Raw genomic sequence first — 22822 nt, 5'->3', positions numbered from 1 at the left:
ACCCGCGATGTTGCAGCACGCCACTACAGCGTCGCCCTCCGGTGGAAACTTGCTCAAGCGGCGCTCTGGGCTTCGATCTGCGGCGCGGCGTCCGGCCGTCCGAGAGCGGAACCGCTTTGAATGCTGACCTTGCGCGGTTTCAATGCCTCCGGAATCTCCCGGACGAGATCGATGGTCAGCAGACCATTGTTCAATCCCGCTCCACTCACCCTGACATGGTCGGCAAGCTCGAAACGATGTTCGAACGGGCGGCCGGCGATGCCTCGGTGCAGGTAGGCTTCGGACGGAGAACCCTGCTTCTTGCCAATAACGGTGAGAAGATTGGTCTGGAACGTTATGTCGAGGTCGCCTTCGGCGAAGCCGGCAACCGCAATCGAGATGCGGTAGCTGTCGTCACCCGTCTTGACAATGTCATAGGGCGGCCAATCGCTGATCGAACGGTCGCGCTGGGCGTTTTCCAGAAGATTGAAGAGCCGGTCGAAGCCAACGCTCGATCGGAAGAGAGGTGTGTAGTCGTAAGATGTTGCCATAGCCATATCCTCCTGAAAGCAACATGGGTATGGAGCGCCGAAAGACGGCGCTTCCAGCATTGCCGGCCCTGTTGTCAGCGGCTGGCGGCAGATGATCTGGTATTTGTGAAATCCGGCTTCAAGTGCCGCCTTGGAGAATTTTCGCAAATCTCAGTGCAGCTTGAACTCACCTTCAATACGGCGCCATTCGTTCGGCCGGATCAGGCACTGATGCGTATAGCGAACGGAATGCAGCGGGCCGTCGAGATTGACTTGCCAGATTTCTGGTAGGCAGTCAGTGTTAGCGGCAGAAGGCTCAGATCGGCAAAATCTTGCGCAAGCGACGGAAGCCATCAAATCGGACGGAGCCTATGTCGATAGATATCGCGACCATTAGACGTATTGCCCGCCTTGCCCGTCTCGCACTCAGCGAAGACGAGGCTGAAAAAATGTGTGGCGAGCTGAACGAAATTCTGACCTTCATCGAGCAACTTTTGGAGGTTGATGTCGAAGGCATCCCTCCGATGACCTCGGTTGTGCCAACAACTATGAAAATGCGCCAGGACGTGGTGACCGAAGGCAATCATGCCGAAGAGATCGTGGCGAATGCACCTCTCAGTGAGCGCAACTTCTTCCTGGTCCCCAAGATTCTCGAGTAAGCACAGACAGCCTCGGGCCTTGGAGCATTTCACGGCCGGCGATCGCCAAACGATGCGCCCCTTTGCGTGGCGCGTGTTAGCGGCTTGAGATTTCCGGCCCACATCCGATGCTTCGAAAGCTTGCCGATCTCGTTTGTGATCGAATGATGTGTCATGGCGAAGGTCCTGTCGTTTTGCACTTAATCAGGTTCTTCCTCTGACCAGGGCCCCGAACCCAAGCCCCGCCTGAGCAAACGTCATGCGCCCCGCGACGACACATACAAGCCGCCGCAATCCACTCGACAGCGCAAACCCCAAAACAAAAACCCGCCGAAAATATCGACGGGTTTGTCAGCAGTCTGAGCCCGCCGCTGAGACGGCGGGCCGTACTCCAATTCTCGATCATGCGTGGGCATGCGGGTTCTGCCGATTGTCCCAAAGCGCCCAGGCCGACACGGCGGCGACGAACGCTCCAAGGACCACGTGGGTCCACATCGCGTTCATGTTCGCCGCGAATTGAAGCAGCCAGGGCGAGACGATCAGCCAAACCCCGAGCACCAGGCTCAACCACTCTTCCCACTCAGCAAACGCCGACAGAGCGGCGACCGCCAGAGCGGCGAGCAAGATTCCGACAATCCATGCGTTCCACGCCGGTATGGTTTCGCTGGCGAAGCCGAGCACCCAAGGTGAAACGAACAGGGCGACTGCGAGAACCAGATTGAGCCAATCCTGTGCTTTCTTGCTTTCCATCAGTCCATTTTCCATGACAACCTCCACGAATGAAGCTTGATCGACGGTGTTCTCGCGTGCTGTGCACGCTGCGCGAAACGATGTAATTTTGCGAAATACGATCTTCAAGAGCCCGATTATCTCCGTGGGCTGCAGCTACCACGACTAAGGCGATTGTGATCGACTGTCTCGGCAGATCGACGATCTTTGCGTAGGCGAATAGTGGCGGAACACCCTTGGAGGAAAGCCCGCGACGAAAGAGCGCGGCCATGCTCTCGAACCCGCGGTCCGCCCCGGACCTTTGAGTTTGCATATAAGCGTGGATGCATAATGCACGCTCCACCCCTTGAACTCGCCAAGCCGCGAGAATAAATCTTTGACGGGCGCCATCCAAAAGCGCTTTCCTTGTTGAAAACCAACGAATTCAGTGAGGTGGAAATGCACACGAAGATGTTTGACCGACCAGTTTACCTGCGTGAAAGGAAGGATCTGATCCTCGAAATCACAAACCTGGACGACGCGATCGATTTCCTCGAGGAGTGGTCCAAAGGAGATCGCGATATCATTCATGACGCGACGCTGAAGACCTGCTACCTGGCACATGACGGCCACAAACCAGTTCAGGTGGCGCGCGACGCGCTCCGCTCCTTTGCGCACAAGAAGGGCATCCTTGTGAAAGCTCCTGCGGTGTTGCCGTGGATGATCAAGGCCAAGCCGGGCGGCGGTCGAGTACACCCGTAAACCGGCTTTCTGGAGTGGGGGGCCGCGCTCGCGGCCTCTCTAGCTAAGCTAGCGCGGTAAGCAGCGCTTGTTGCGTGGTTTTCAAGGTAGGCTGGCGCGGGCGGCAGTGAGCCCGCCTCCGAAACCGCCTTCCTCCCGTGGAAGCCATCGATAGCGCAGAGCTTCAACCAGTAGCAGCAGCGCGAAGGCAGGCGATGCCAAGCGGCGGCTCGGATAGTAGAGGTGATCTCCAGGACGAGGGACACCAGTCCGCTAGTGCCTGGATCAACCGTCCTTTCTTCACGAGCGGACCCAGGTGGTCGCACGGCAGGCAGGTAGGCCGCACCCGTCGAGGGCGGCGTCGAAACGACGTATTTTTGCGGAAACTGATCTTCAAGAGCCCGATTGTCACTGTGATGGGGCAGCCAACCATGAGTGACGAGATCTACGCCCCGCACCCTCCGTCCGCACGGTGGCCCAGGGGCCGTAAAGGCGAACGTGGGCCTGACACGATCAACCGAAATGCCCGGACATCGCGTCTGGCGGCTCTATCAGAACGCTTTAAGGGTGATGGCGAATTGCTCCGGTGCGCCGGAGCGAATGCTCGAAAGGCTGGGGCACTAAGAAGTGCCCCAGCCCAGCCATTCTAGGTAAGCGAGCGTTGACCGCCGGTACCTGTTTTCGCCCCGGGCGGTCCATCCGCGCCTATCGACATGCCCGCGTCTCGGCAGGCGTCCATAAACGCTTCGCGCGCGATGGCGACTGGCGTCATTCGGTTTAGAGCACGGCGGCACGTTTGAACCGCCCGATTGTATTTTCTGCCGCGATAGATGGCCCAATCCCCTTCGAGGAAATCGAGCACGTCGTTGACAGAAGCGAAGACCTGGGACGCCCCGTCCTTCATGTGAACGGTGACGGGAGTCATCCAAACCAATTCCGGGTTGAGCATGATGTCCTCCTTTCGCATTCAAGCCGGATGAAAAGGAAGTAAAAAAATATCGGCGCAGACAGAGCAGATTTCAAGTCTTCCAACCCACCACTTGTCGACGTCGATTAACGATCCGAGCGAACAGATCGCCGTCTGCCCCCCTCAACACACCCGGTTCACGGTGTAGGCACGGGGTATCCTTGCCTGCGCCTTGACAGTCGACGATCTTCGCACAGAGGAACCGATCGGGACGAACCCTGACGAAGGAAGCCCACCATGGCCACCACGGACGATCAGCGCGAAATCCAACGTTGCTATGATCTTGGCGCAAACGTCTACATCACCAAGCCCGTCGACTACGACGGTTTCGCCCATGCGATCCGCTAGCTCGGCTTGTTCTTTTCGGTGATGCAGATTCCAAGGCCGTCTCGCTTGGTGTTGTTGTGACCGAACTTGTGACCAACGCATTCAAGTATGCCTACGAATCGCGAGCCGTTGGCGAAATCGGGTTCGCCTCGTTCGAAGGGAGGACATCGCCGTGCTGGTCGTCGAGGACGACGGGATAGGCTGGAATGGCGAAGGAGATGCGAAGGGGACCGGCCTGGGCAGCAAGATCGTTCGCGCGATGGCGACGAATCTTGGAAGCATCGTGCGCTACGAGCCCTTATCCGCTGGCACGCGCGCAAGCCTTGACTTTTCCCCGTGATTGATCTCGTTCCGGGGTAGGCTCGACCCCGGCACGCGTCTCGCTGACACGTCTTCACACGGCATGACGGCCATATTTGTTGGAGGCTGGCATCACGACAGGGAACCGGTCTTCAAGTGGACCGTCTGCTCTTCCAAGCCCCTCGCGGCTCCTGTGACTTTCGATGCCGTCATGGATGCGCTTCGCCGGCTCGATGAATTCTGCGCCCCAAGGCCTCGACCGGCCTCTTTCAAACGAGAAGGGTCGATAACGGAGCTGCTGACACAAAACGAGGAGACGAACCTTAGCCGGTTGAATTGCTGGCTGGCTGCGAACGCCAACCTTCCGATGAGGTTTCCCGCCAATCGGGCATCGCTGAGCGGGCGAATTTCGGCACGAATTTTCCGGCTTGGCGCTCCGTCATGACTTCGGCACGCGTCGGCAACCGAGGGTTGGTGTTTGAACGCACCCTTCATTGGTGGGCTACACAGGAGGGGATCATCATACGTCCAGGTCGAGCTTAAATTTCCCTGACGGGAGGCGCCCATAGCCTTCGCCGAGAGGCAAGAGCCCGAACTGCGCATCCACCAGAACTGCCTTGCCCGAGCGCTCGAACACGTCTCCGCGAGCCACGGAGAAGCTGGTCCAGGCACCGGCCAGGAAGCGATCAAAGCGCAAAAAGCCAGGCCGCTCGTTTCAGTGAGATCAGAGGCCGACCGAGCAAAGATTGATCCACTCTCAAGCAACGTCGGCCCTTGAAACGCGCGTTTTGCTCACCTACCTCATTCTTGCCGGATGCCCCTCTCGGATCCTGGCACGGGAACGATGGTCCACTCATGCGTTGGACCGGGTTCGGTTCATATCGCTTCGCAAGGAGGATATGGTCCGGCGTCTGCCCGACCCCCCACCTACTTGCGTAGCGCGCTGTGCGCTCGACCGTCTCGGTCTTCTCATCGTCTCGTCCCGACAGCCTCCGATCCATTCGGCCCCCGGCCTGCACGTGCTTGGCACGTCGCAAGCAACATCGCTGATTAGGAAACGAAGGAGGAAGCACATGCTGGTATCGGATTTTGGCCGCATCGGGTTCGACCCGTTTCTGGAAATGCGGCGCATGCAGCAGGAAATGAATCAGCGCTTGTCCGACATGACAGCCAAAGCCGCCCAGGAGTTTCCACCCGTCAACCTCTGGATGGGTGAGGACAGCGTGGCGGTGACTGCTGAATTGCCTGGGATCGCGCCTGACGATGTCGATCTCACGGTTCGCGAGAACACCTTGACATTGACGGGCGAACGCGGATCGCCGGCAGAGGACGAGAAATCCGTTTGGCACCGGCGCGAGCGAGTATACGGAAACTTCTCTCGAACGGTGCAATTGCCTTTCCGCGTCGATCCGGAACAGGTCGAGGCGCGTTTCGCCAACGGGCTACTCGAAGTTGAACTGCACCGGCCTGAGACGGATCGGCCGAAGAAGATCCAGATCAAAGGATAAGGAGGCAAACATGGCTCAGGAACTGAAAACGACCGAGCGCCGGGTCCCAAGCAAGCTTGACGGTGGCGAACCGACCCGTTCGCGCCCGGTGTTTGTCCCGCGCACCGATATCTATGAGACAGAGGACAATGTCGTTGTTCTCGTCGACATGCCCGGCGTCGCCTCGGAGGGTGTCGACATCACCCTCGAGAAGCGGACGCTGGCGATTCGCGGCTACGCGACGGACCAGCAGCATGACAACTATCGCCAAATTTACGCCGAATATGGCGCGGGCAATTATGAGCGCGTCTTCACGCTGTCCGAGGATATCGATCGGGACAGTATCGAGGCATCGCAGAAGAACGGCGTCCTGCGGCTGGTCCTCCCGAAGGCCGCGCCGGCCAAGGCGAGAAAGATCCAGTTGAAGATGGCGTAGTTCGTCCGGAGAAAGGAGGTTGACCATGCAGATTAGAGATCTGATCCCCTGGGGCAACAACAAGGGAAGCGAAATTGCGAAGTCAGACGATGGAAACCCCGTCTTTTCTTTGCAGCGCGATGTGAACCGTATCTTCGAGGACTTCTGGAAGCGGTTCGATCAACCGTTCGGCGCTTTCGGGCGCTGGGATACCGGTGGGCCGCGAACGGACATCGCCGAAACCGAGAGTGCGCTCGAGGTTTCGGTGGAACTTCCTGGAATCGATCAGAAGGACGTCGATGTCTCCCTGACGGACAGCGCGCTCACGATCAAGGGAGAAAAAAAGAGTGAGCAGGAAGAGAGCAAGAAGGGGTATCACTTGTTGGAACGCTCATACGGGTCGTTCTACCGCTCGATCCCGCTCCCGTCGGGCGTCGATACGGACAAGGCCGCCGCGCAATTCAAGAATGGTGTCCTGACTGTGACGCTCCCAAAAACGGAGGAAGCGCTGTCGCGCGTGAGGAAGATCGAGGTGAAGGCGACCTGACATCGACTTCACGGTCGTGAGATGCGGCGGACGAAATCCGTCGCATCTCTTACGATTACTGGATGCGTCTCGTCCGGGGATACGCCATGAGCGAAGCGCGGGCGCGGGCGAGATCTTCGCGGGCGACGGTCAGCATCGCGTCTGCCGTATCCAGAGCCGCGAAAGCAGCCGCAGTCGGATTGGGCCGTTCCGCAGTGATGCGAACCCAGGCGCGATCGATTTCAGCAAGAGCCGCGCGAACATTCGCGATCGCTCGTTCAATGGCATCGTAGAGAGCAATCTCCTCTTCGGAGACTATTCGCGAATTGTCCCCGGTCATCGATCTTTTTCCGGCCACACCGGTCCATTGTGCATGCTCGAATGGCAAAACTACCACCAAGAGCGCTCATTTTAAACAGTCAGCGTGGCAACGATAGGATCGAAAATGGGTGAGAAACGCCGAACCGGTGGGCGCCGATGGACGTGTGCTAGAGGCATCAAGGGTGATAGTCGCGGCCATGGAAACGGCTCATGAACGGTGGTTCACTGCCAATTCTCCCCTCTGCCTTCAACATCAGTTTTCCTGAACGGACACGCCATTCTGGTCAAGCGGGACTTCAACGCCGGCCGGCTTCGTTTCCTCGCGATAGAGGTAGACGCCGAGGACTATGACGGCGACAACCAGGCCGCCGATGATCAGGTCGAGGGTGTTGTTTTGCTGCATGAGAGCAATTTTGCCTCTAATAGGTGAAGGGAGGAGCGGTTAGCCGCCTGTGAGAACGGCCGAGTTTCGCAGTTCATAATTGCAGCTAACGGAATAATACCCGAAAAAACCAGCATGCGCGGGCATGAGACGCCTTAGCGGTAAGCCTACGCTGCGGCGTCAGTTCGGAGGTGCCGTCTCAGGGGATCCGCAAAAATAGCGCGATCGTTCTTCCGGCCCGGATCAGGCGACAGTCCGCTCCGGGTCATGCCCGGCAAATGGAGGCGGCAACATCGTCAGTTTTCCACCCTTCTGCGACGCTGCGCTCGCCGTGCTTGCCGAGGCTCACTCCACTTCTATTCTGCTCGCTCCATTTGTCTTCTGAATTTCACATAGTTTCTCGGCTTTGAGCGCTTCGTAGAGCGCTGTCTTGCCGATCTTTACGCGAGCGGCAGCTTCGCGAACATTGAGACCGGCCGCCAGATGCTGTTGGGCCTTTGCGAGTTTTTCCGGCGTTACCACCGCTTGTCGGCCGCCGCGCCGGCTCCGCTCCTCTGCGGCTTGAAGGCCGGCGCGGGTTCGTTCCCGGATCAGATCACGCTCGAACTGAGCCAGCGCCCCGAACAGATGGAAGACAAGGCGACCGCCGGATGTCGTGGTGTCGATATTCTCGGTGATGGATCGGAAACCGACGTCCTTGGCTTCCAGTTCGGTGATGATCTCGATGAGGTGCTTCATCGATCGGCCGAGGCGGTCGAGCTTCCAGACCGTGAGCGTATCGCCGTCCCGAACATAGCGAATCGCTTCGGCCAGCCCCGGACGGTCGGTCTTCACGCCCGACGCCCTGTCTTCGAACAGCTTCTCGCAACCAGCCTTGCGCAAAGCGTCGAGTTGCAGTGCCGTATCCTGATCCCCGGTTGAGACCCTCGCGTAGCCGATAGCGGTCATGTAGGTGATTTGTCCGTTTTGTCGTTGGATCCGGACAATGTCCGATTTGCCGTCGCAGAGCAAGGTTTGCGGACAAAATCTGTGGAAGCCGCGAAACGGTCGTTTGTCGGACATGCATTTTCCAGTTCGGTGCAGCTACCGCAACGAAATTGGAGGATCAAGGAATGGCACGAAGGGCACTGCTGAGCGAGGCATGGTGGCAACAAGCGACAACCATCCCGGATGACGAAAGGGAGATCGCCAAACATTACACGCTTGACCGGCAGGACCTCGATCTGATCATGCGACAGAACAAGGCATCCAACCGGCTGGGACTTGCCTGTGTTCTGGCCATGCTGCGATATCCGGGGCGACCGCTTGCGGATGGCGAAGTTCTGCCGCTTGGCCTCTCGCGTTTTCTGGCGCGGCAAATCGGCGTCGATCACCGCGAGATAGATCGCTATTTCGAGCGTCCGCAGACACGACGCGAGCATCTCACCCTGCTTTTCGACAGGATGAAGATTCGCCCGTTCGCGCCTTCGGATGTGCGGGCGCTGACCGGCTGGCTGACGCCTGCCGCCCAAACCCTGCGCCAGGCCGATGCGTTAGCGGACATGGTGGTGGAGGAATTACGACGCCGATGTATCCTTATGCCGGCGCGCGCGGCACTCGAAGCCATCACGCATGTGGCGATAAGGCGCGGTGTTCGCATCGCTCACCGGGCCCTGGCTGGCGGACTGTCAGAGGTCCAGAAGGTCGAACTGGATAAACTTCTCGACCCGCGTGAGGGGACGGGTGTGACAGTTCTTGCCTGGGCGAGGTCACCAGCATTGTCGCCAGCCGCCGTCAACCTCGACAGGATCGCCGAGCGCATTCGCCTTCTTCGGTCGTTGGCCCTGCCGGTGACGTTGATGGAGCGCATTCCGGTCAAGGTCTTCAATGAATTCGCCGCAGAGGGGATGCGGATGAGCGCGCAGCATCTGCGCGACCTCAACACCGAACGCCGGCATGCCGTCCTGGCCGCGACGGTGTTGCACCTTTCCCGCCATCTGACCGACTGCGCCATCGACATGTTCAAAAAACTCATAGGCATCCTGACTCGGCGAGCCGACAACCAGGCAGCCGCTCGCGTCACCCGATCTGTCCGGGAGGTGCAGAAGCCGCTGAAGGACGTCTCGAAAGCTTGCCATGCGATCATCGAGGCCAGGGAGAAAGGCGAAGATATCGCCAAAGCGCTTGAACAGGTCATTCAATGGCCGGTCTTCGCGACCAGTGTCCGGGCGGTCGATACGCTGATCGCGCCGGATGTCATCGACGGTAAAATCGAAATGCTCCAGCGCTATCCGACGATCCGGAAAATGGCGCCGGAATTTCTCTCGACCCTCGTGTTCCGCGGTCACGCCGTGGCGGCGAATCTCTTGCGGGCGCTCTCCGTGGTCGCGGATCTCTATCGTACCGGCAAACGGACGATACCGGACAACGCTCCCATTTCCTTCGCACCGAAAGGCTGGATGACCCTTGTTCTGCAGGATGGCAAGATCGATCGCAGGGCTTACGAACTCTGCCTGTTCAGCGAGCTGAAACGCCGGCTCGATGCCGGTGATGTCTGGGTCGAGGGAGCCAAGCGCTTCCAGTCCTTTGAAAGCTTCCTCATCCCCACGCCGACATTCGAGCTGATGCGCGAGGAAGGCCCGCTTCCGGTTGCCGTCGATACCGACGTGGAAACCTACCTCCACCAGCAACGGCAGATCCTGAACGACGGACTGAGCGACCTTTCCCGTCTGGCCACAGCCGGCGAACTTGACGATGTCGAATTGACCGGGGCGGGCTTCAGCGTCACGCCGCACAAGGCCATGTTTCCTGACATCGCGAAGTCACTGAAGCCGAAGGTGGAAAGCCGTCTGCCTGCGATCCGCATCACCGATCTGTTGCTTGAGGTGGACGCCCGCACGGGATTTTCCAACACCTTCACCCATCTGCGCAGCGGTCGGACGGTTGACAACAAGCTTGCGCTCCTCACCGCCATTCTGGCGGACGGCATCAATCTCGGCCTCACCAGAATGGCGGATGTTTCCCCCGGAATAACCATGCGCCAGCTCGCCTGGGCGCACGACTGGCATATTCGCGAGGAGGGTTACGCCGCCGCGCACGCCATTCTCGTCAACGCCCAGAGGCAATTGCCTCTCGCAAAGCTGTGGGGCGACGGAACCACGTCATCCTCCGACGGTCAGTATTTTCCGGCAGGAGGGCACGCCGAGGCGATCGGCGACCTCAACGCCCGCTATGGCCCCAATCCCGGAGCGAAATTCTATCGGTTCACCTCCGACCAGTATGGCGCTTTCTACATCATCGCCATGAACGCCAATGCGAGCGAGGCCATTTATGTCCTCGATGGTCTTCTCTATCATGGTAGCGATCTCGCCATCGAAACCCACTATGTCGATACCGGCGGGGTCAGCGATATGAGCTTCGCCCTCTGCCATCTCGTCGGCTTCCAGCTCGTGCCTCGGCTACGTGGTCTCAAGGATCGCAGGCTTTATCTCTTCCCAGGCGACACACCTCCCGAAAACTTGGCGTCGCTCGTCGGCGAACCCATCAATGTCGAGCGGATCAAGGCAAACTGGAATGACATCCTGCGCCTCGTCACGACGATCCGCTCCGGCCAGGTCCGGCCTTCGACCCTGCTGGCGAAGCTGTCCGCATTCCCGCGCCAGAACGGATTGGCGCTTGCGTTACGCGACATCGGGCGCATCAATCGGTCCATCTTCCTGCCCCAATGGTGGCAGAGCCCCGAAATGCGCAGGAACGCGACCGCCGGACTCAACAAGAGCGAAGCCCAGAACACCTTGGCCCGCGCGCTGTTCTTCAACCGTCTCGGAGAACTGCGGGACAGGACCTTCGAGAGCCAGTTCTATAGGGCGTCAGGACTGAACCTTCTGATCAATGCCATCGTCTACTGGAACACGCTTTATCTCGAACCGGCTTTCGCCGAGCTCAACCGGGAAGGCATCGCCACGCCGCCCGACATTATCAAACACATCACCCCGCTCGGGTGGCAGCATATCAGTCTCACCGGCGATTACATCTGGACCCCGACGGACAGCATCGATCTCAGGCCACTGCGGCGCGAAACATCCATCCTCGCAGCGTGATCACCGTATGTTCTCAAATGTCGGACAGATTCATCACTTTCGTGTCGTGATGCCTAAAAGCTTAGCACGCTGGAGAAGCCTCGACGGCATTGGCCGCCGATAAGTAGCGCACCGTAGTCCATCCGAGGCAGGCGCAATGATTTTTCATTCTCGACCCGCTCTGGCGTGGAACCGGATTTTGGGTCAGAGGCACACTTTGTCACGCTCTAGCGCTTGACGTGGCCGGTGGAGTTGCCGATCACCGTCGAACAGCACAGCATGAGGGATCGAATGCCGCATTATCTCGTGATGCACACGTCACTTGTCGAAGCCGAAAACGAGGAGGCCGCCGCTCGGAAAGCCTTGCTGACGATCAAAGAGAGCAAGGAGATTTCCTTTTCTGTGAAGTTTGATGAGGCCAGCGTGAGACGGGTCGTCGTTTCAACTGCCGATATTCCATGCGACCTGCGGCCATTAGCGGGCGATCCTGAAAAACAAGAAGAGGAGACACCCGTCGACAGTATCGACGGAGCGCCTCCCGAGGCGTCGTTCCATGCCTTCATTGATCGAACGAAGTTCGCAATCGCATTGATACTTTTCATCTCTGGCTTGTGCCTTGGGTTGGCATACCGCGTCATGTAATACGGTCCAGATCAGCGGGTCAGCGGAAATGAAACCCAAGCCTCAGCCTGGCGTCTGGCGACGGCCTCAGTGAGGCAGCCGCCGTAAGGGCGCGCGCATGAACCGGCCCGGTTGGGGAGCCGCCCATTGAAAATGGTTTGCAACTTGAAATGGATCTATATCCAGGCTGAGGTGTGGCCGAAAAGCCTGAATCTGTGAGGACCCCGCGAACGTCGTGGTTTTTTAAGGTTGACGGTCGATCTCAGCCGCAGAGCATAAACAACTTGTCCCGCTTGCATTTTAGTAGTTGCTTAATCTTTATATGTCAGATTTTCATTTGTCACGGGTAGGTTATCGTGGCGCAACATCACATGCTAAGGGCTCGCCGCAGGTATCTCGTGGCGAGCCTCTTTTGTTAGCGCGCTGCGGGGTTGCCGACACGGCGTTCTGCGTCAGTGACAGTACTTGCTGCATCACCCCCGAAACCATTGATCCCGTTGGCACAGGAGGTGATTGGCAGCCTCAACAAGCATGTGGCTATCAGAGCCGAAATGATCTCCATTTCCAACTTCTTCGGTTCCTTCGATTGTTGCTGCCTGGACGAGGCTAACGACGCTTCCGCCGGGCGTTGACGCTGGACTGTTGCTCGGTTGCCCCGACGCCGACCCGTCGGTAAGTTTGATGACGACAATTGCGTCGATAGGAGTGCGACGCATCGCAATCCAAGGACCGGAGATCGCTGGATCCTCGAGATCGAGGCGATGGGCGTTACGTGGTTCTGGTTCTGGGTCGAGCAGGAGTTTAGAGGATTGGGCGTTGCCACGAAGCTGATGTCCAAGGCTGTTGCGTATTTGAAAAGCCGCGGTTGAACGGGTATTGTGTTGCATTCGTCAAAAGCAGGTGAAGCGCTTTATCGCAGTCTTGGCCCGAGCCGGCACATGAAATGCGAATGACATTTGGCACCGATGATCTGAATGCCGCAAACATCTCATCAGAACGTGGAACATAGCTGCCTCATCGAGGTTGAGGAATTCGACAGCGGCCATTTTCATCGAGATGGAACGCCCTATCTCGCAGTCAAAGCGCTCGTAGGGTGCACTGAACGGTTTGTGAAGCAGAACGTTTCTCTTTTCTCGCGCAGACAAGAGCAGGTGAAAATCTATTCACCGGCGCGCGAGCATCCTGCGCTGCAACTGCTGTATGCACGATTAGATACCATCGGACGCGGCTCAGGAGTGCGAATGACACGACGCCCCTCGCGAGGAGAATGGAAATGACAGGGCACGGCAACAGAAAATCCTCGAGGTCGAGCAGGCAGCAACGGCTCGATGCTTTCGAAGAAACGACGCGCCTCGCTCGCCAGAGTGTGGAGGAAGAGCGCCGAGAGAGGGAAGAAAAAAGCGAGCGACTTCGAAGGGCACGGCTGGAAGCGCAGGAACAAGATCGGCAGGTTTGACGTGCGCCTGCAGCCGAAACCTTCGCAACCAACCGAGTAAGACGGCCCCTCTGCCTCTAGCCTACCTTATCCTGTGTTTGCGTTTCAAAGTCGGAGGCATCGTGTCGTTCATGGAGTTGTTCTGAAGGATCGCCATTGATCCGGTTGACCATGCGGCCGCGCTTGACCGCCGGCCGGCTTGCGATCTCAGCAGTCCAGCGCTGCAGATTCTTATAGTTCTCAACATCAAGGAAGGTTGCGGAGTCGCCGTATGCCTTTCCTTGCGCGAGGTTCCCGTACCAGGGCCAAATTGCGATATCCGCAATCGAGTATTCGTCGCCCGCCATGAACCGGTTGCCTTCAAGATGACGGTCCAACACGTCAAGCTGACGCTTCACCTCCATCGAAAAACGATCAATGGCATATTTGATATGCATTGGAGCGTAGGCGTAAAAATGACCGAAGCCGCCGCCAAGGTAGGGCGCCGAGGCCATTTGCCAGAACAGCCAATTCATCGTCTCCGTCTGCGCCTTGTGCTCTTGTGGTATCAGGGCGTCAAATTTCCTTGCCAGATAAAGAAGTATGGATCCGCTTTCGAACACCCGTGTCGGCTCAGGTGTAGAACGGTCCATCAGTGCTGGAATCTTCGAGTTTGGATTAACCTCCACAAAGCCGGAACCGAACTGGTCGCCATCGCCGATCCTAATCAGCCACGCATCGTATTCCGCTCCGCTGCGGCCGAGCGCAAGCAGTTCCTCCAGCATGATAGTGACCTTCACGCCATTCGGAGTTGCCAGAGAGTAGAGTTGCAGGGGATGCGTTCCGACAGGCAGAAGCTCATCGTGGGTGGGGCCGGCAATGGGCCTGTTAATGTTGGCAAACTGTCCGCCGTTGCCTTTTTCCCAATGCCATACCTTTGGCAGTTCGTACCCGGGAGGGAAATTATTGGCGGAGCTATTTTCAGTCATACTAGATCCTCTGTTGGGCAGTCATGGGCAGGCACATAGGCTTCAATTGTTATAAAGGAACCGCGACACGAGAGTGCCGCGCCCCGGCACTGCCATTCGCGACTGCGCTCCGGGCCGGTTTCGCCGGCCCTATAGGAACGATGTTTGACGGCGTTAATCGAGAAAGCTTGTGCCCGTAAGCTCGGAGCTACTGGAATAGTTTTCTCGTCGCAAAGGATGGCGCGTGGACGTCGGTGCGAATTGCGGAGCTTGTTATTTGGCGACAGTTATTCTACTCTTCCTTGTAGGTTTTTAGCCTAAATCCCGGATTGGAGCGTCTCGCATGCTGAAACGTGTTTCCGTCCTTTTCTCGGTCTTTTTGACGGCATGCGTGCCGTCCTGGACGTACCCACCCTTTGCGCCAACTAATGCCCGTAACTGTCAAAGTGCGCCGCCGAGTCGAGCTGAATCTGCCGATTGGCGACGGGCACAAAAGCTGAACACGCGTCAATCCTATCAGGCTTTCCTCGCAAAGCACCCTCGCAGTTGCTACGGCAACTTGGCGGTCGAAAGGATGAAGAAGGGGGTTCAACGGCAACCTGTTGCAGTACGGAAGTTGGACACCCAATCCGAACGGGGCTGGGGCCGCGGATCAGCCTATTAGCGCCCGTTCTGTTCTCTGCCTCGCGAGGCTGCGAGCAGTGCGGTGGAAATGTCTCGCTGCATCAGGGTATTTGAAACAGGGTTCAAGCTCATTTGAGGGTAGGGTATTCCGGGTGCAGCAGATAATCTCGGGGTTGGCTGATGCATTTTGACGTTGTTCATGCTGCCGACCCACGATTTCTTGGCGGTACGTCGAGCGCACTGAGAGCCGAGCTCAAGGCGGCGAGACAGTGGGAAGTGAGCTGTGGGCTATTGCCCTTCCTCGGACAGCGCACCCGCGAGTTAGGCGTCTTCGACACTCGCACGGCCGCCACAATTGAACAATCGAATGCCGTCTGGCTAACAGGGTCGGAAGAGGCAACGTGCGACATTCTTCTGGCTCACCATCCTGCGGTGTTCGAGCGTATGCCGAGTTCGCCAGTGCGCATAAGACCTCGCCGCGTCGTTTGCGTGGTTCATCATCCTCTGTTCGACGGCAATCGAGTTCCGCAATACGATCTGACGGTCGTGGGACGTGTCTTGGACAGGCTCTTTGGTGTGCCAGTCGCGTTCGCTCCTGTCGGGCCAAAGGTCCGGTCACAGTTCAACAGTATTGGGACCGAAAGCCCCCCGCTTCTCCGACACGATTTGTATAATATGGTCGACGCCGCTGAATGGGCGTTACCCGAGCGATCAGCTCCGGCAGGTATCGCGAGTTTGGGACGCCATACGAGGGGAGACCCGGCGAAATGGCCCAGTTCTGCAGATGACCTGCGCGCTGCTTACCCCGACGCACCCAATTTCGCCATCAAGGTGTTGGGCGGTGTCCCAGAGCCAATCCAGCCGTGGATCGGCTCGAACTGGCAGATCAGTCCATTCGCGCAAAACAGCGTCCCAGACTTTCTCAGACGCCTTGATTTCTATGTCTATTTTCACAGCCGGCAATGGGTGGAAGCCTTCGGGGTATGTATCGCAGAAGCAATGGCCAGCGGCTTGGTGACAGTGCTTGACCCTTCATTTGAAAGCCTGTTCGAAGATGGCGCGGTCTACTGCAACATTGCAGAAACGCGAAGCGTCATCGAGCGCCTCATTGCCTCTCCTTCGACCTATCTCCAACAATCAAATGCCGCCAAGGAGCTTGTCCGACGGAAATTTGCGATCGATCAATATCCGCAACGCATGGCACGCCTCTATGATGATCTTGAGCTTCGCAGACCTTCTTGGCTGGAAAACAGCCGGACCGTGGGCAGCGGTTGTTCACCTGGCAAGACTGCCGAAAGTGTGACGCCTGAATCCGCCCCGCGACGTGTAGGCAAGAAGCGCCGAGTGCTTCTTGTCGCGACAAACGGCATCGGGCTCGGTCATATCACACGACTGATGGCGATCGCAGAGCGGCTGCCCGATGATATGGATCCGATATTCTTTACTCGATCGGCCGGATCCGCGTTGGCCCATGCGCGAGGTCATGCTGTTGACTATACGCCTTCCGGTTTGGCAATCGGCGTAACGGATGAAAGCTGGAACAGGGCTTATGCGCAGGAGCTGGTGACGGCAGTCGAGGCGTTTGATGCCTCGGCGGTGGTGTTTGATGGAAACAGGCCGTTTCCAGGGTTAATTGCCGTTGCCGAATGCCGACGCGACCTCGCCTGGATCTGGATCCGGCGTGCGTTGTGGCGTCTTTCCCACAATTTCGAGCCGGGCGTCCAGGACATATTCGACATGGTGATCGAACCAGGCGAATTTGCGCATGACGAAGACCATGGTCCGACCCGCGATATGCCCGGGGCAGTTGCTGTTCCCCCTGTGCTTCTGTTGGATCCCGGTTCGGGCCTGCGCAGGAGAGAAGCTGCCGCCAAGCTTGGCGTCAACCCGGACCGGTTCACGGTTGCTGTACAACTGGGGTCGCAACGAAATTTCGACCTGGAGGATCTCCCCAGTCTGATCTTCGCCGATCTGGCCAGACGGAATGTGCAGACGGTACAGGTCCTCAATCCGTTGGCGCCACCTCCCAAGCAGGAATGGCCGAGCGTTTTGCGCACAAGCGTTTACCCCTTGGCTGAGTGCGCCAGCGCGATCGATCTTCTTGTCACAACCGCGGGGTACAACAGCTTCCATGAGAGCATCCTGGGAGGGATCCCCTCGATCTTCGTGCCCAACCAGGCGCCGGAAATGGACGATCAGCAACTTCGCGCCGTTTATGCCCAAACTGCGGGCCTGGGACTTTGCTTACGATACTCGGAGTCGGATCGTGTGACGACAACGCTCGACCTGGCGCTATCAGATGCCTTCCGCACCGAGGTTCGCCGGCGTCTGGGGCGCCTGAATTTCGTTAATGGAGCCGCCATGGCCGCAAAAGCGGTCGAGCAGCTTGTCTTCAGCATCCGCGCTGACCGACCCCTGCATGCCGCGATTGCTCGAATGTGAGCTCATGGAAACATCCGCGCCGAGCTGATCGGCAAGAAACTCCTCGATGGTCGATGAGATTGTGATTTCACTGGCGATATCCCATTTCGCAATGATCAATGACCACCGCCTGCGCGAGTATCTGCCATAGATTTCGGGGGAAAGTGATGGCAGGTGGCTGCGGGTTGGGACAAATTCCAAAGGGGCAGAACTTGCAGCAGTCAGGTCGGGACGCAGTTCTGACAGAACGATAACTGGAAATTCGCCATTAGCCCTGCAAGCTTCGACGGCAGTGTCAAGAATCTCGGCGAGATTAGCGGGCATGGCACCGAGGACGGAAATGAGGCTTCTGGGTTTGGCTTCGTCAACTGGGTCTCGCAGGACGTACTGAAGACTGTCCCCGGCGGCGGTGGGATCGACGATCCTGACGGCGCCCTTCGACCTCCCGAAACGCAAGAGCCGGCCAATTCTTTCGACAATCCAGCGCAATGCCATCCCCGCGTTCCGTGCAACTATGCCACTATGACCGTACCACCGTTCTCTCAAAGCCCATTCTGCTGAACGAAGAGTTCGACATCTTTCTCGATTTCCTCTCGTGAAGCAGCGTCCAGCTTCTCGCCCACCGAGGTCTTTGTCCGTTCCGCCTCTTCGACTTTGAAACGCGTGGCGAGTGTCGCGTTGAAATATGCCTTCCTCAAATCTGGCTTTCCGCGGGCAAAGCTGCCCGCAGCGTAACCCTTGGCGAGCTCGAGATAGGCGTCCTCGAAGCCTCGGCGTGCCGACAGTTCCAGCAGGGAAAGTGCGCGATTGGCATCGGGACGAACCTTGCCCTCGCCTTTGACGAGAATGCGAGCTGCATAGAGAGGCGCGTATTGGTTACCCATTTCCGTGGCGCGGATCATCAGATCAAAGCCCCGTTTGACATCCTTCTCGACGCCCAGGCCGCCGACATAGGCGCGGCCCAGATTGGTCATGGCGTCGATCTGGCCGGCATCTGCCGCCGCGGCATAAAGCCTTGTCGCTTCAACATCATCCTTCTTCACTCCGATGCCGCGCCGGAAGCTGTCGCCGAGCGCAGTGATTGCATTCGACCAGCCGCTGGATGCCGCTAGTCGGTACCACAGGATTCCCTCTTCGGGATTCTGTGGGACGCCTTGGCCGCGTATGTAAGCGGTTCCTACATTCGTCCTCGCTCTAAGATTTCCGAGCGGTGCCGCCTGCATGTAGAAATCGAGAGCCCGCTTGTAGTCGACCTCGCGGCCTATGCCGGCACGGGCCATGTATCCGAGATTGACGAGGGCAGCGCTGTATTGCTGCGTGGCGGCAAGTTGGTAGAAATGTTCCGCCCAGTCATAGCGCTTGGCTATTTCGAGGACGCGGGCCAACTGGAACTGCAGGCGTGGATTGTTGGGGTCGGCCGCCAGCGCGTAGCCGCAGGAGCGTAGCCCGTCGCGGATGTTCACCAGTCCGTTCGTGACGCCCGGTACCACGCGTTGAGGATCGTTCGGATCGGCTGCGTACAGGTCGCAATCCTTAACGAGAGACTTCATGCCGCTTTGTGTGTCAGGCATCTTGCGCGGCCAGATTCGAAAAGTCTCACTCACGGCGCGCTCGCCTGCCTGCTGAAAGACAAACTCCGCCCCAGCAGCTGCATTGGCCTCATTGGAGGGTGGCGGCTCGGTGGAAATCGGGGTGGCGGCAAGTGCGCCGCTGACGAACAGACCACGCTGCTGCAACTCGGCAACCTCAAGGCTGCTACGCTTGACCGCCTCCGCGGCTAGCGTGCTGTTCGGAAACGCCTTGGCAAAACGTTCGAAATCCGTTGGGTCCGCGCTGTCTTGAATGAAATACCAGAGAACCTGATCGATCGTCAGTGCCCCGTCACCGCCCGCAACCACGGGTGCGGGTTTCTCGCTGCCTGCCGGCTTCAGGACGAATTTGGTTTCGATCGATCCCGTGATCCACGGGATCTGCGATCCGTTGGTGGCCAGGCGCACGTCCCCCCGCACTGTTCTGAACGTGTCGTAGATGTCGAGACCCGGCTGCTGAAGTGCATTGGCGAGCGCCAAAGAATAAGGGCTGTTTGCGCCAGTGCCGTCATAGGCGACTTCGCCGGCGCCGGTAGCGAAGGCAATGAGAACCTGACCGGCGCCGGCCTCCATGTTGGCGAGGCCCTGTTGCAGTCCTTTTTCGGTGGTGAGCGGGTTGTTGCGGCAAGCGTCCAGAATGATCAGTTTGACGCCGACTGGATCGTTCTTGACGAGGTCTATGAGATCATTGAGGGCGATGGCGTCATCGATAACCTCCTTGGCAGACCCCGTCCGTACATCGACGGGTAGCAGCAAGCTTCGTCCCTCGTGCTGTAGCGCGTGTCCCGCATAATAGAGAATGGAAAGATCGGCACCGACCAGGTGGCTGCGGATTGCATTCTCGAGATCGCCGACGGCGGCTTTCTTGACGTCGTAGAAGAGCAGGACATCGAAGCCAAGCTCGGTAAGCGTTGCGGCAATCAGCTTGGAATCGTTTTTTGGATTCGATAAAGGCGCAAATTCGTATTCGCCGTTCCCGACCACGATAGCGGCTTTACGCTCCGCATGGGCCATCTGCGAGAACGCCGTTAAAAACAGCACCAACAGCGGGATCAAAAAAATCCATTGCGGCCGAAGGCACGAACTTCTTTGCGTCATGGCAGGTAAGCCCAGATTGTTGACTTCGTTGTCCTGATGAACGGCAAGAATACAGCGTCCATAGTAATGCAATTTTTGCGGCTTCGCCTAGGGAAAAGGATTAGGGCTGAAAGAGTGGCTTTATGGCGCCATGCGAGCTCGGGCCTACGTATGTCAAGACCGGATCCATGGAGGCACAAAGCACTCCGCCCAATTCCGATCCGTGCAAAAGCCTGGGTGATGATGGCCGATCGGTATCATCGCGTGACCGCGTAAAAAACCCAATCCCCGTCGGTACTTCGTCCGGAGAGTATGGCCTCGGCAACGCCGATGCGGCTTTCGAGGTGGCGGGTCTTTGTGCTAGGCTCATGATACAGGAATGCCAGCGTCACGAGACAGGGGCACTCTCCGAATGGCTGAAGAACGCAAGACAACCGTCCAGACGCCGCTTGGGCCCGCGACGCTGACATTTACGCACCTCATTGGCCATGACGAGATAAGCCGGTGTTTTGCCTTCACCGTCGGTTTCGTCAGTTCCGACGAAAACGTCGACGCGCTCAAACTGCTTGGAAAGCCAATTTCGGTTGAGGGCGAGGCCGGAGATCCCAAGCGGTGGTTCAGCGGGCTCGTTTCAGACTTCCGCCTGACGCGGATCGAGGAAGGCTTTGCTTATTACGAGGCGGAGCTGCGACCGTGGCTCTGGCTGCTCGCCAACACCACTGACTGCCGTATCTTTCAGAACATGAGTGTCGTGGAAATCGTCGAGCAGATATTCTCGAAATATAAGCCGGCGAAGTTTGAAAAGCGGCTGCAAGGATCCTATGAGGCGAGGGAATACTGCGTGCAGTATGACGAAACCGACCTGGACTTCGTGCAGCGCCTGCTCGAGCACGAAGGCATCATGTATTTTTTCGAGTATGGCGACGGAGAGCACACGCTCATCCTCGCCGACGCCATGAACAAGCTGAAGCCGGCGCCGGGCTATGCGACGGTCAAGTTCCGCGCGGAAGGCGACCCGGTGCGGCGGGACCAGGAATATATCACGCAATGGGTGGCAACCAGTTCCGTTCACCCGGGCGCCTACGCCCACACGGACTATGATTTTACCAAGCCGGGCGCCGACCTCATGGCGCAGTCGACACAGCCCTTTTCTCACGCAGAATCACAAGGAGAGCACTACCGACATCCAGGTGCCCATTTGAATGTGGGCCGCGGCGACGCTGTGGCCTTGGTAAGACGCGAGGAAATACAGGCGGCGCATCAGCGTATCACCGCCGCCGGTACTGTGCGGGGGCTGGCTTCAGGCTGCACCTTTAAACTGGAAAACTTCCGGCGCAAGGACCAGAACACGGAGCATGTTGTCCTGCGTGCCGAATATCGCCTGTTCGACCCCGGTTACCGCCCGGCTGGTTATGCAGGGGAGGAAACCTTCCACGCAGCACTTCAGGTCGCTCCAACCTCCATCATCTACCGGCCGCAGCGTATCACGCCTCGTCCAATCATGCGGGGGCCGCAAACCGCGACGGTGGTCGGTCCTTCAGGGGAGGAAATCTTCACCGACAAATATGCGCGGGTAAAGGTGCAGTTTCACTGGGATCGCCTCGGCAAAAAGGACCAGAACAGTTCCTGCTTCGTACGGGTTTCGCAAACCTGGGGCGGAGCCGGGTGGGGCTTCATCCAGATCCCGCGTATCGGCCAGGAAGTGATCGTGGACTTCCTCGAGGGGGATCCGGACCGGCCGATTATCACCGGCAGGGTTTATAACGGCAAGGAGATGCCACCCTACGAGCTGCCGGGAAATGCCACCCAATCGGGGTTGAAGACGAATTCGTCGCCGGGCGGCGGCGGTTGGAACGAAATGCGCTTCGAGGACAAGGCCGGATCGGAAGAGGTTTATTTCCAGGCGCAGAAGGACCACAACCTGCTGATCAAGAACGACCGCGGCAAGTTGGTCCAGCACGACCAGTCCGACCGCATCGACAATAATGCAAAGCATTCCGTCGGCGTGAACCTCGATGAGGACGTCGGCAACAACAAGACGACAAAGGTAGGCGTCGACCGCACGGTCAATATCGGTTCCAACGACACCGAGACGGTGGGCATCAATCGCTCACTTACCGTTGGCGCAGACGAGACGATTGGCATCGGCGCGAACTCCACCGAGACGATCGGCTCCAACCACACGCAGACAGTCGGCATCGTCCAGACGGTCGTCGTGGGTGCGGCGCGGATCGATACGGTCGGGGCCGCAGAGACCAGAACCGTGGGAGCCGCTCAGATGAACACCATCGGCGCGACCAGGTCGGTAAGCGTCGCTATCAGCCAAAGCCATGACATCGGAACTTCCGACAGCTGGGATGTCGGCACTGACCAGAGCATCGGCATTGGCGGTGGACAGACAAGCCAGATCGCCAAGACACGCACCGCGAAGATCGGGGAGGACGATGCTACGGAGATCAGCGGTGCCCGCGTTGTGAAAGTTGCGAAAGGCAGCGCGCTCGAGGTCGGTGAGGACGGGCTGATCAAGATCGGAAAAGATCTGCTGATTGACGCCGGTGACTCAGTCGTCATCAAGTGCGGCTCTGCGGCCATTTCAATGAAAAAGGATGGCACGATTACGATCGAAGGCAAGGATATTTCTGTCAACGCCAAAGGCAAGTTCAATGGCAAGGCTTCAAGCGAAGTCACATGGAAAGGCAGTAAGATCACTCACAATTGAGGGGCAGTCA

The 22822-nt window shown here is 58.2% G+C and carries 18 protein-coding genes and 4 pseudogenes; 12 read left to right on the top strand and 10 right to left on the bottom strand.

Annotated elements, in window-relative coordinates; genetic code table 11:
- Positions 1–53: 53 nt before the first annotated feature.
- Together IB244_RS14060 and IB244_RS32195 are read right to left on the bottom strand one after the other, a co-directional pair.
- Positions 54–530: an Hsp20 family protein gene (locus IB244_RS14060; RefSeq protein ID WP_169680740.1), complete on the bottom strand. Its 477-nt coding sequence runs from the start codon at positions 528–530 to the stop codon at positions 54–56.
- Between the two features lie 150 nt (positions 531–680).
- Positions 681–794: pseudogene (locus tag IB244_RS32195) on the bottom strand (protein usg); the annotation flags it as partial.
- Positions 795–880: 86 nt separating this feature from the next.
- Between IB244_RS32195 and gatC the strand changes: the two are divergent.
- A complete protein-coding gene (gatC, locus tag IB244_RS14050; protein WP_060585941.1) occupies positions 881–1168 on the top strand; it encodes an Asp-tRNA(Asn)/Glu-tRNA(Gln) amidotransferase subunit GatC in 288 nt (95 codons plus the stop codon).
- A gap of 381 nt (positions 1169–1549) precedes the next feature.
- On the opposite strand, the gene IB244_RS14045 is transcribed toward gatC, so the two are convergent.
- Positions 1550–1912, bottom strand: a complete 363-nt coding sequence (locus IB244_RS14045; RefSeq protein ID WP_169680742.1) for an SPW repeat protein — start codon at positions 1910–1912, stop codon at positions 1550–1552.
- A 402-nt stretch (positions 1913–2314) separates the two neighbouring features.
- On the opposite strand from IB244_RS14045, the gene IB244_RS14040 reads away from it, so the two are divergent.
- Positions 2315–2617, top strand: coding sequence for a DUF982 domain-containing protein (locus IB244_RS14040; protein ID WP_169680744.1), 303 nt, complete (start codon positions 2315–2317; stop codon positions 2615–2617).
- Between the two features lie 81 nt (positions 2618–2698).
- Here IB244_RS14040 and IB244_RS32190 read toward each other — a convergent pair.
- Together IB244_RS32190 and IB244_RS14035 are read right to left on the bottom strand one after the other, a co-directional pair.
- A pseudogene (locus IB244_RS32190) lies at positions 2699–2900 on the bottom strand (hypothetical protein); the annotation flags it as partial.
- A 342-nt stretch (positions 2901–3242) separates the two neighbouring features.
- Positions 3243–3545: a DUF982 domain-containing protein gene (locus IB244_RS14035; protein WP_246733610.1), complete on the bottom strand. Its 303-nt coding sequence runs from the start codon at positions 3543–3545 to the stop codon at positions 3243–3245.
- Between the two features lie 258 nt (positions 3546–3803).
- Between IB244_RS14035 and IB244_RS14030 the strand changes: the two are divergent.
- The 5 genes and pseudogenes from IB244_RS14030 to IB244_RS14010 form a co-directional block, all read left to right on the top strand.
- Positions 3804–3911, top strand: a pseudogene (locus IB244_RS14030) (response regulator); the annotation flags it as partial.
- Between the two features lie 23 nt (positions 3912–3934).
- Positions 3935–4230: pseudogene (locus IB244_RS32185) on the top strand (ATP-binding protein); the annotation flags it as partial.
- Between the two features lie 1033 nt (positions 4231–5263).
- Positions 5264–5698 carry an Hsp20/alpha crystallin family protein gene (locus IB244_RS14020; protein ID WP_169680748.1) on the top strand — a complete coding sequence of 145 codons (435 nt, stop codon included), beginning with the start codon at positions 5264–5266 and terminating at the stop codon, positions 5696–5698.
- Positions 5699–5708: 10 nt separating this feature from the next.
- A complete protein-coding gene (locus IB244_RS14015; RefSeq protein ID WP_169680751.1) occupies positions 5709–6113 on the top strand; it encodes an Hsp20/alpha crystallin family protein in 405 nt (134 codons plus the stop codon).
- Between the two features lie 25 nt (positions 6114–6138).
- A complete protein-coding gene (locus tag IB244_RS14010; protein ID WP_169680753.1) occupies positions 6139–6639 on the top strand; it encodes an Hsp20/alpha crystallin family protein in 501 nt (166 codons plus the stop codon).
- Positions 6640–6694: 55 nt separating this feature from the next.
- On the opposite strand, the gene IB244_RS14005 is transcribed toward IB244_RS14010, so the two are convergent.
- The 3 genes from IB244_RS14005 to IB244_RS13995 all read right to left on the bottom strand — a co-directional run bounded on the left by IB244_RS14005 (position 6695) and on the right by IB244_RS13995 (position 8269).
- Positions 6695–6958 carry a hypothetical protein gene (locus tag IB244_RS14005; protein WP_113515276.1) on the bottom strand — a complete coding sequence of 88 codons (264 nt, stop codon included), beginning with the start codon at positions 6956–6958 and terminating at the stop codon, positions 6695–6697.
- A 234-nt stretch (positions 6959–7192) separates the two neighbouring features.
- A complete protein-coding gene (locus IB244_RS14000; RefSeq protein ID WP_169680755.1) occupies positions 7193–7342 on the bottom strand; it encodes a hypothetical protein in 150 nt (49 codons plus the stop codon).
- Between the two features lie 324 nt (positions 7343–7666).
- Positions 7667–8269 (bottom strand): recombinase family protein, encoded by a 603-nt coding sequence (locus tag IB244_RS13995; protein WP_169680996.1) that lies wholly within the window; start codon positions 8267–8269, stop codon positions 7667–7669.
- Between the two features lie 164 nt (positions 8270–8433).
- Here IB244_RS13995 and IB244_RS13990 point away from each other — a divergent pair, with 164 nt between their 5' ends.
- From IB244_RS13990 to IB244_RS33090, 3 genes are all read left to right on the top strand, one after another.
- Positions 8434–11400, top strand: coding sequence for a Tn3 family transposase (locus IB244_RS13990; RefSeq protein ID WP_169680757.1), 2967 nt, complete (start codon positions 8434–8436; stop codon positions 11398–11400).
- A gap of 225 nt (positions 11401–11625) precedes the next feature.
- On the top strand, positions 11626–12021 hold the full coding sequence (locus tag IB244_RS13985; RefSeq protein ID WP_192304631.1) for a hypothetical protein: 396 nt from the start codon (positions 11626–11628) through the stop codon (positions 12019–12021).
- 740 nt (positions 12022–12761) lie between these two features.
- Positions 12762–12869 (top strand): GNAT family N-acetyltransferase, encoded by a 108-nt coding sequence (locus IB244_RS33090; RefSeq protein WP_409564065.1) that lies wholly within the window; start codon positions 12762–12764, stop codon positions 12867–12869.
- Positions 12870–13512: 643 nt separating this feature from the next.
- On the opposite strand, the gene yghU is transcribed toward IB244_RS33090, so the two are convergent.
- Positions 13513–14403 carry a glutathione-dependent disulfide-bond oxidoreductase gene (gene yghU, locus IB244_RS13975; RefSeq protein WP_169680763.1) on the bottom strand — a complete coding sequence of 297 codons (891 nt, stop codon included), beginning with the start codon at positions 14401–14403 and terminating at the stop codon, positions 13513–13515.
- Positions 14404–15297: 894 nt separating this feature from the next.
- Between yghU and IB244_RS13970 the strand changes: the two genes are divergently transcribed.
- Entirely contained in the window at positions 15298–17448 is a 2151-nt protein-coding gene (locus IB244_RS13970; protein ID WP_246734412.1) for a glycosyltransferase, read from the top strand.
- Positions 17449–17969: 521 nt separating this feature from the next.
- On the opposite strand, the gene IB244_RS13965 is transcribed toward IB244_RS13970, so the two are convergent.
- A complete protein-coding gene (locus IB244_RS13965; protein WP_192304629.1) occupies positions 17970–20114 on the bottom strand; it encodes a caspase family protein in 2145 nt (714 codons plus the stop codon).
- 391 nt (positions 20115–20505) lie between these two features.
- Between IB244_RS13965 and IB244_RS13960 the strand changes: the two genes are divergently transcribed.
- Positions 20506–22812, top strand: a complete 2307-nt coding sequence (locus tag IB244_RS13960) for a type VI secretion system Vgr family protein (protein ID WP_192304627.1) — start codon at positions 20506–20508, stop codon at positions 22810–22812.
- Positions 22813–22822: the final 10 nt, after the last annotated feature.

The sequence above is a fragment of the Rhizobium sp. RHZ02 genome (genome assembly GCF_014851575.1).
Classification (GTDB): domain Bacteria; phylum Pseudomonadota; class Alphaproteobacteria; order Rhizobiales; family Rhizobiaceae; genus Rhizobium; species Rhizobium altiplani.
The sequence above is the reverse complement of the archived record's forward strand: the minus strand, read 5'-3'. Positions and strand labels throughout refer to the sequence as shown.

Excerpts from the sequence above, each read along its gene's own strand:
- IB244_RS14060 (WP_169680740.1), bottom strand. The coding sequence starts at position 530 with ATGGCAACATCTTACGACTACACACCTCTCTTCCGATCGAGCGTTGGC.
- gatC (WP_060585941.1), top strand. The coding sequence starts at position 881 with ATGTCGATAGATATCGCGACCATTAGACGTATTGCCCGCCTTGCCCGT.
- IB244_RS14045 (WP_169680742.1), bottom strand. The coding sequence starts at position 1,912 with ATGGAAAATGGACTGATGGAAAGCAAGAAAGCACAGGATTGGCTCAAT.
- IB244_RS14040 (WP_169680744.1), top strand. The coding sequence starts at position 2,315 with ATGCACACGAAGATGTTTGACCGACCAGTTTACCTGCGTGAAAGGAAG.
- IB244_RS14035 (WP_246733610.1), bottom strand. The coding sequence starts at position 3,545 with ATGCTCAACCCGGAATTGGTTTGGATGACTCCCGTCACCGTTCACATG.
- IB244_RS14020 (WP_169680748.1), top strand. The coding sequence starts at position 5,264 with ATGCTGGTATCGGATTTTGGCCGCATCGGGTTCGACCCGTTTCTGGAA.
- IB244_RS14015 (WP_169680751.1), top strand. The coding sequence starts at position 5,709 with ATGGCTCAGGAACTGAAAACGACCGAGCGCCGGGTCCCAAGCAAGCTT.
- IB244_RS14010 (WP_169680753.1), top strand. The coding sequence starts at position 6,139 with ATGCAGATTAGAGATCTGATCCCCTGGGGCAACAACAAGGGAAGCGAA.
- IB244_RS14005 (WP_113515276.1), bottom strand. The coding sequence starts at position 6,958 with ATGACCGGGGACAATTCGCGAATAGTCTCCGAAGAGGAGATTGCTCTC.
- IB244_RS14000 (WP_169680755.1), bottom strand. The coding sequence starts at position 7,342 with ATGCAGCAAAACAACACCCTCGACCTGATCATCGGCGGCCTGGTTGTC.
- IB244_RS13995 (WP_169680996.1), bottom strand. The coding sequence starts at position 8,269 with ATGACCGCTATCGGCTACGCGAGGGTCTCAACCGGGGATCAGGATACG.
- IB244_RS13990 (WP_169680757.1), top strand. The coding sequence starts at position 8,434 with ATGGCACGAAGGGCACTGCTGAGCGAGGCATGGTGGCAACAAGCGACA.
- IB244_RS33090 (WP_409564065.1), top strand. The coding sequence starts at position 12,762 with ATGGGCGTTACGTGGTTCTGGTTCTGGGTCGAGCAGGAGTTTAGAGGA.
- yghU (WP_169680763.1), bottom strand. The coding sequence starts at position 14,403 with ATGACTGAAAATAGCTCCGCCAATAATTTCCCTCCCGGGTACGAACTG.
- IB244_RS13965 (WP_192304629.1), bottom strand. The coding sequence starts at position 20,114 with ATGACGCAAAGAAGTTCGTGCCTTCGGCCGCAATGGATTTTTTTGATC.
- IB244_RS13960 (WP_192304627.1), top strand. The coding sequence starts at position 20,506 with ATGGCTGAAGAACGCAAGACAACCGTCCAGACGCCGCTTGGGCCCGCG.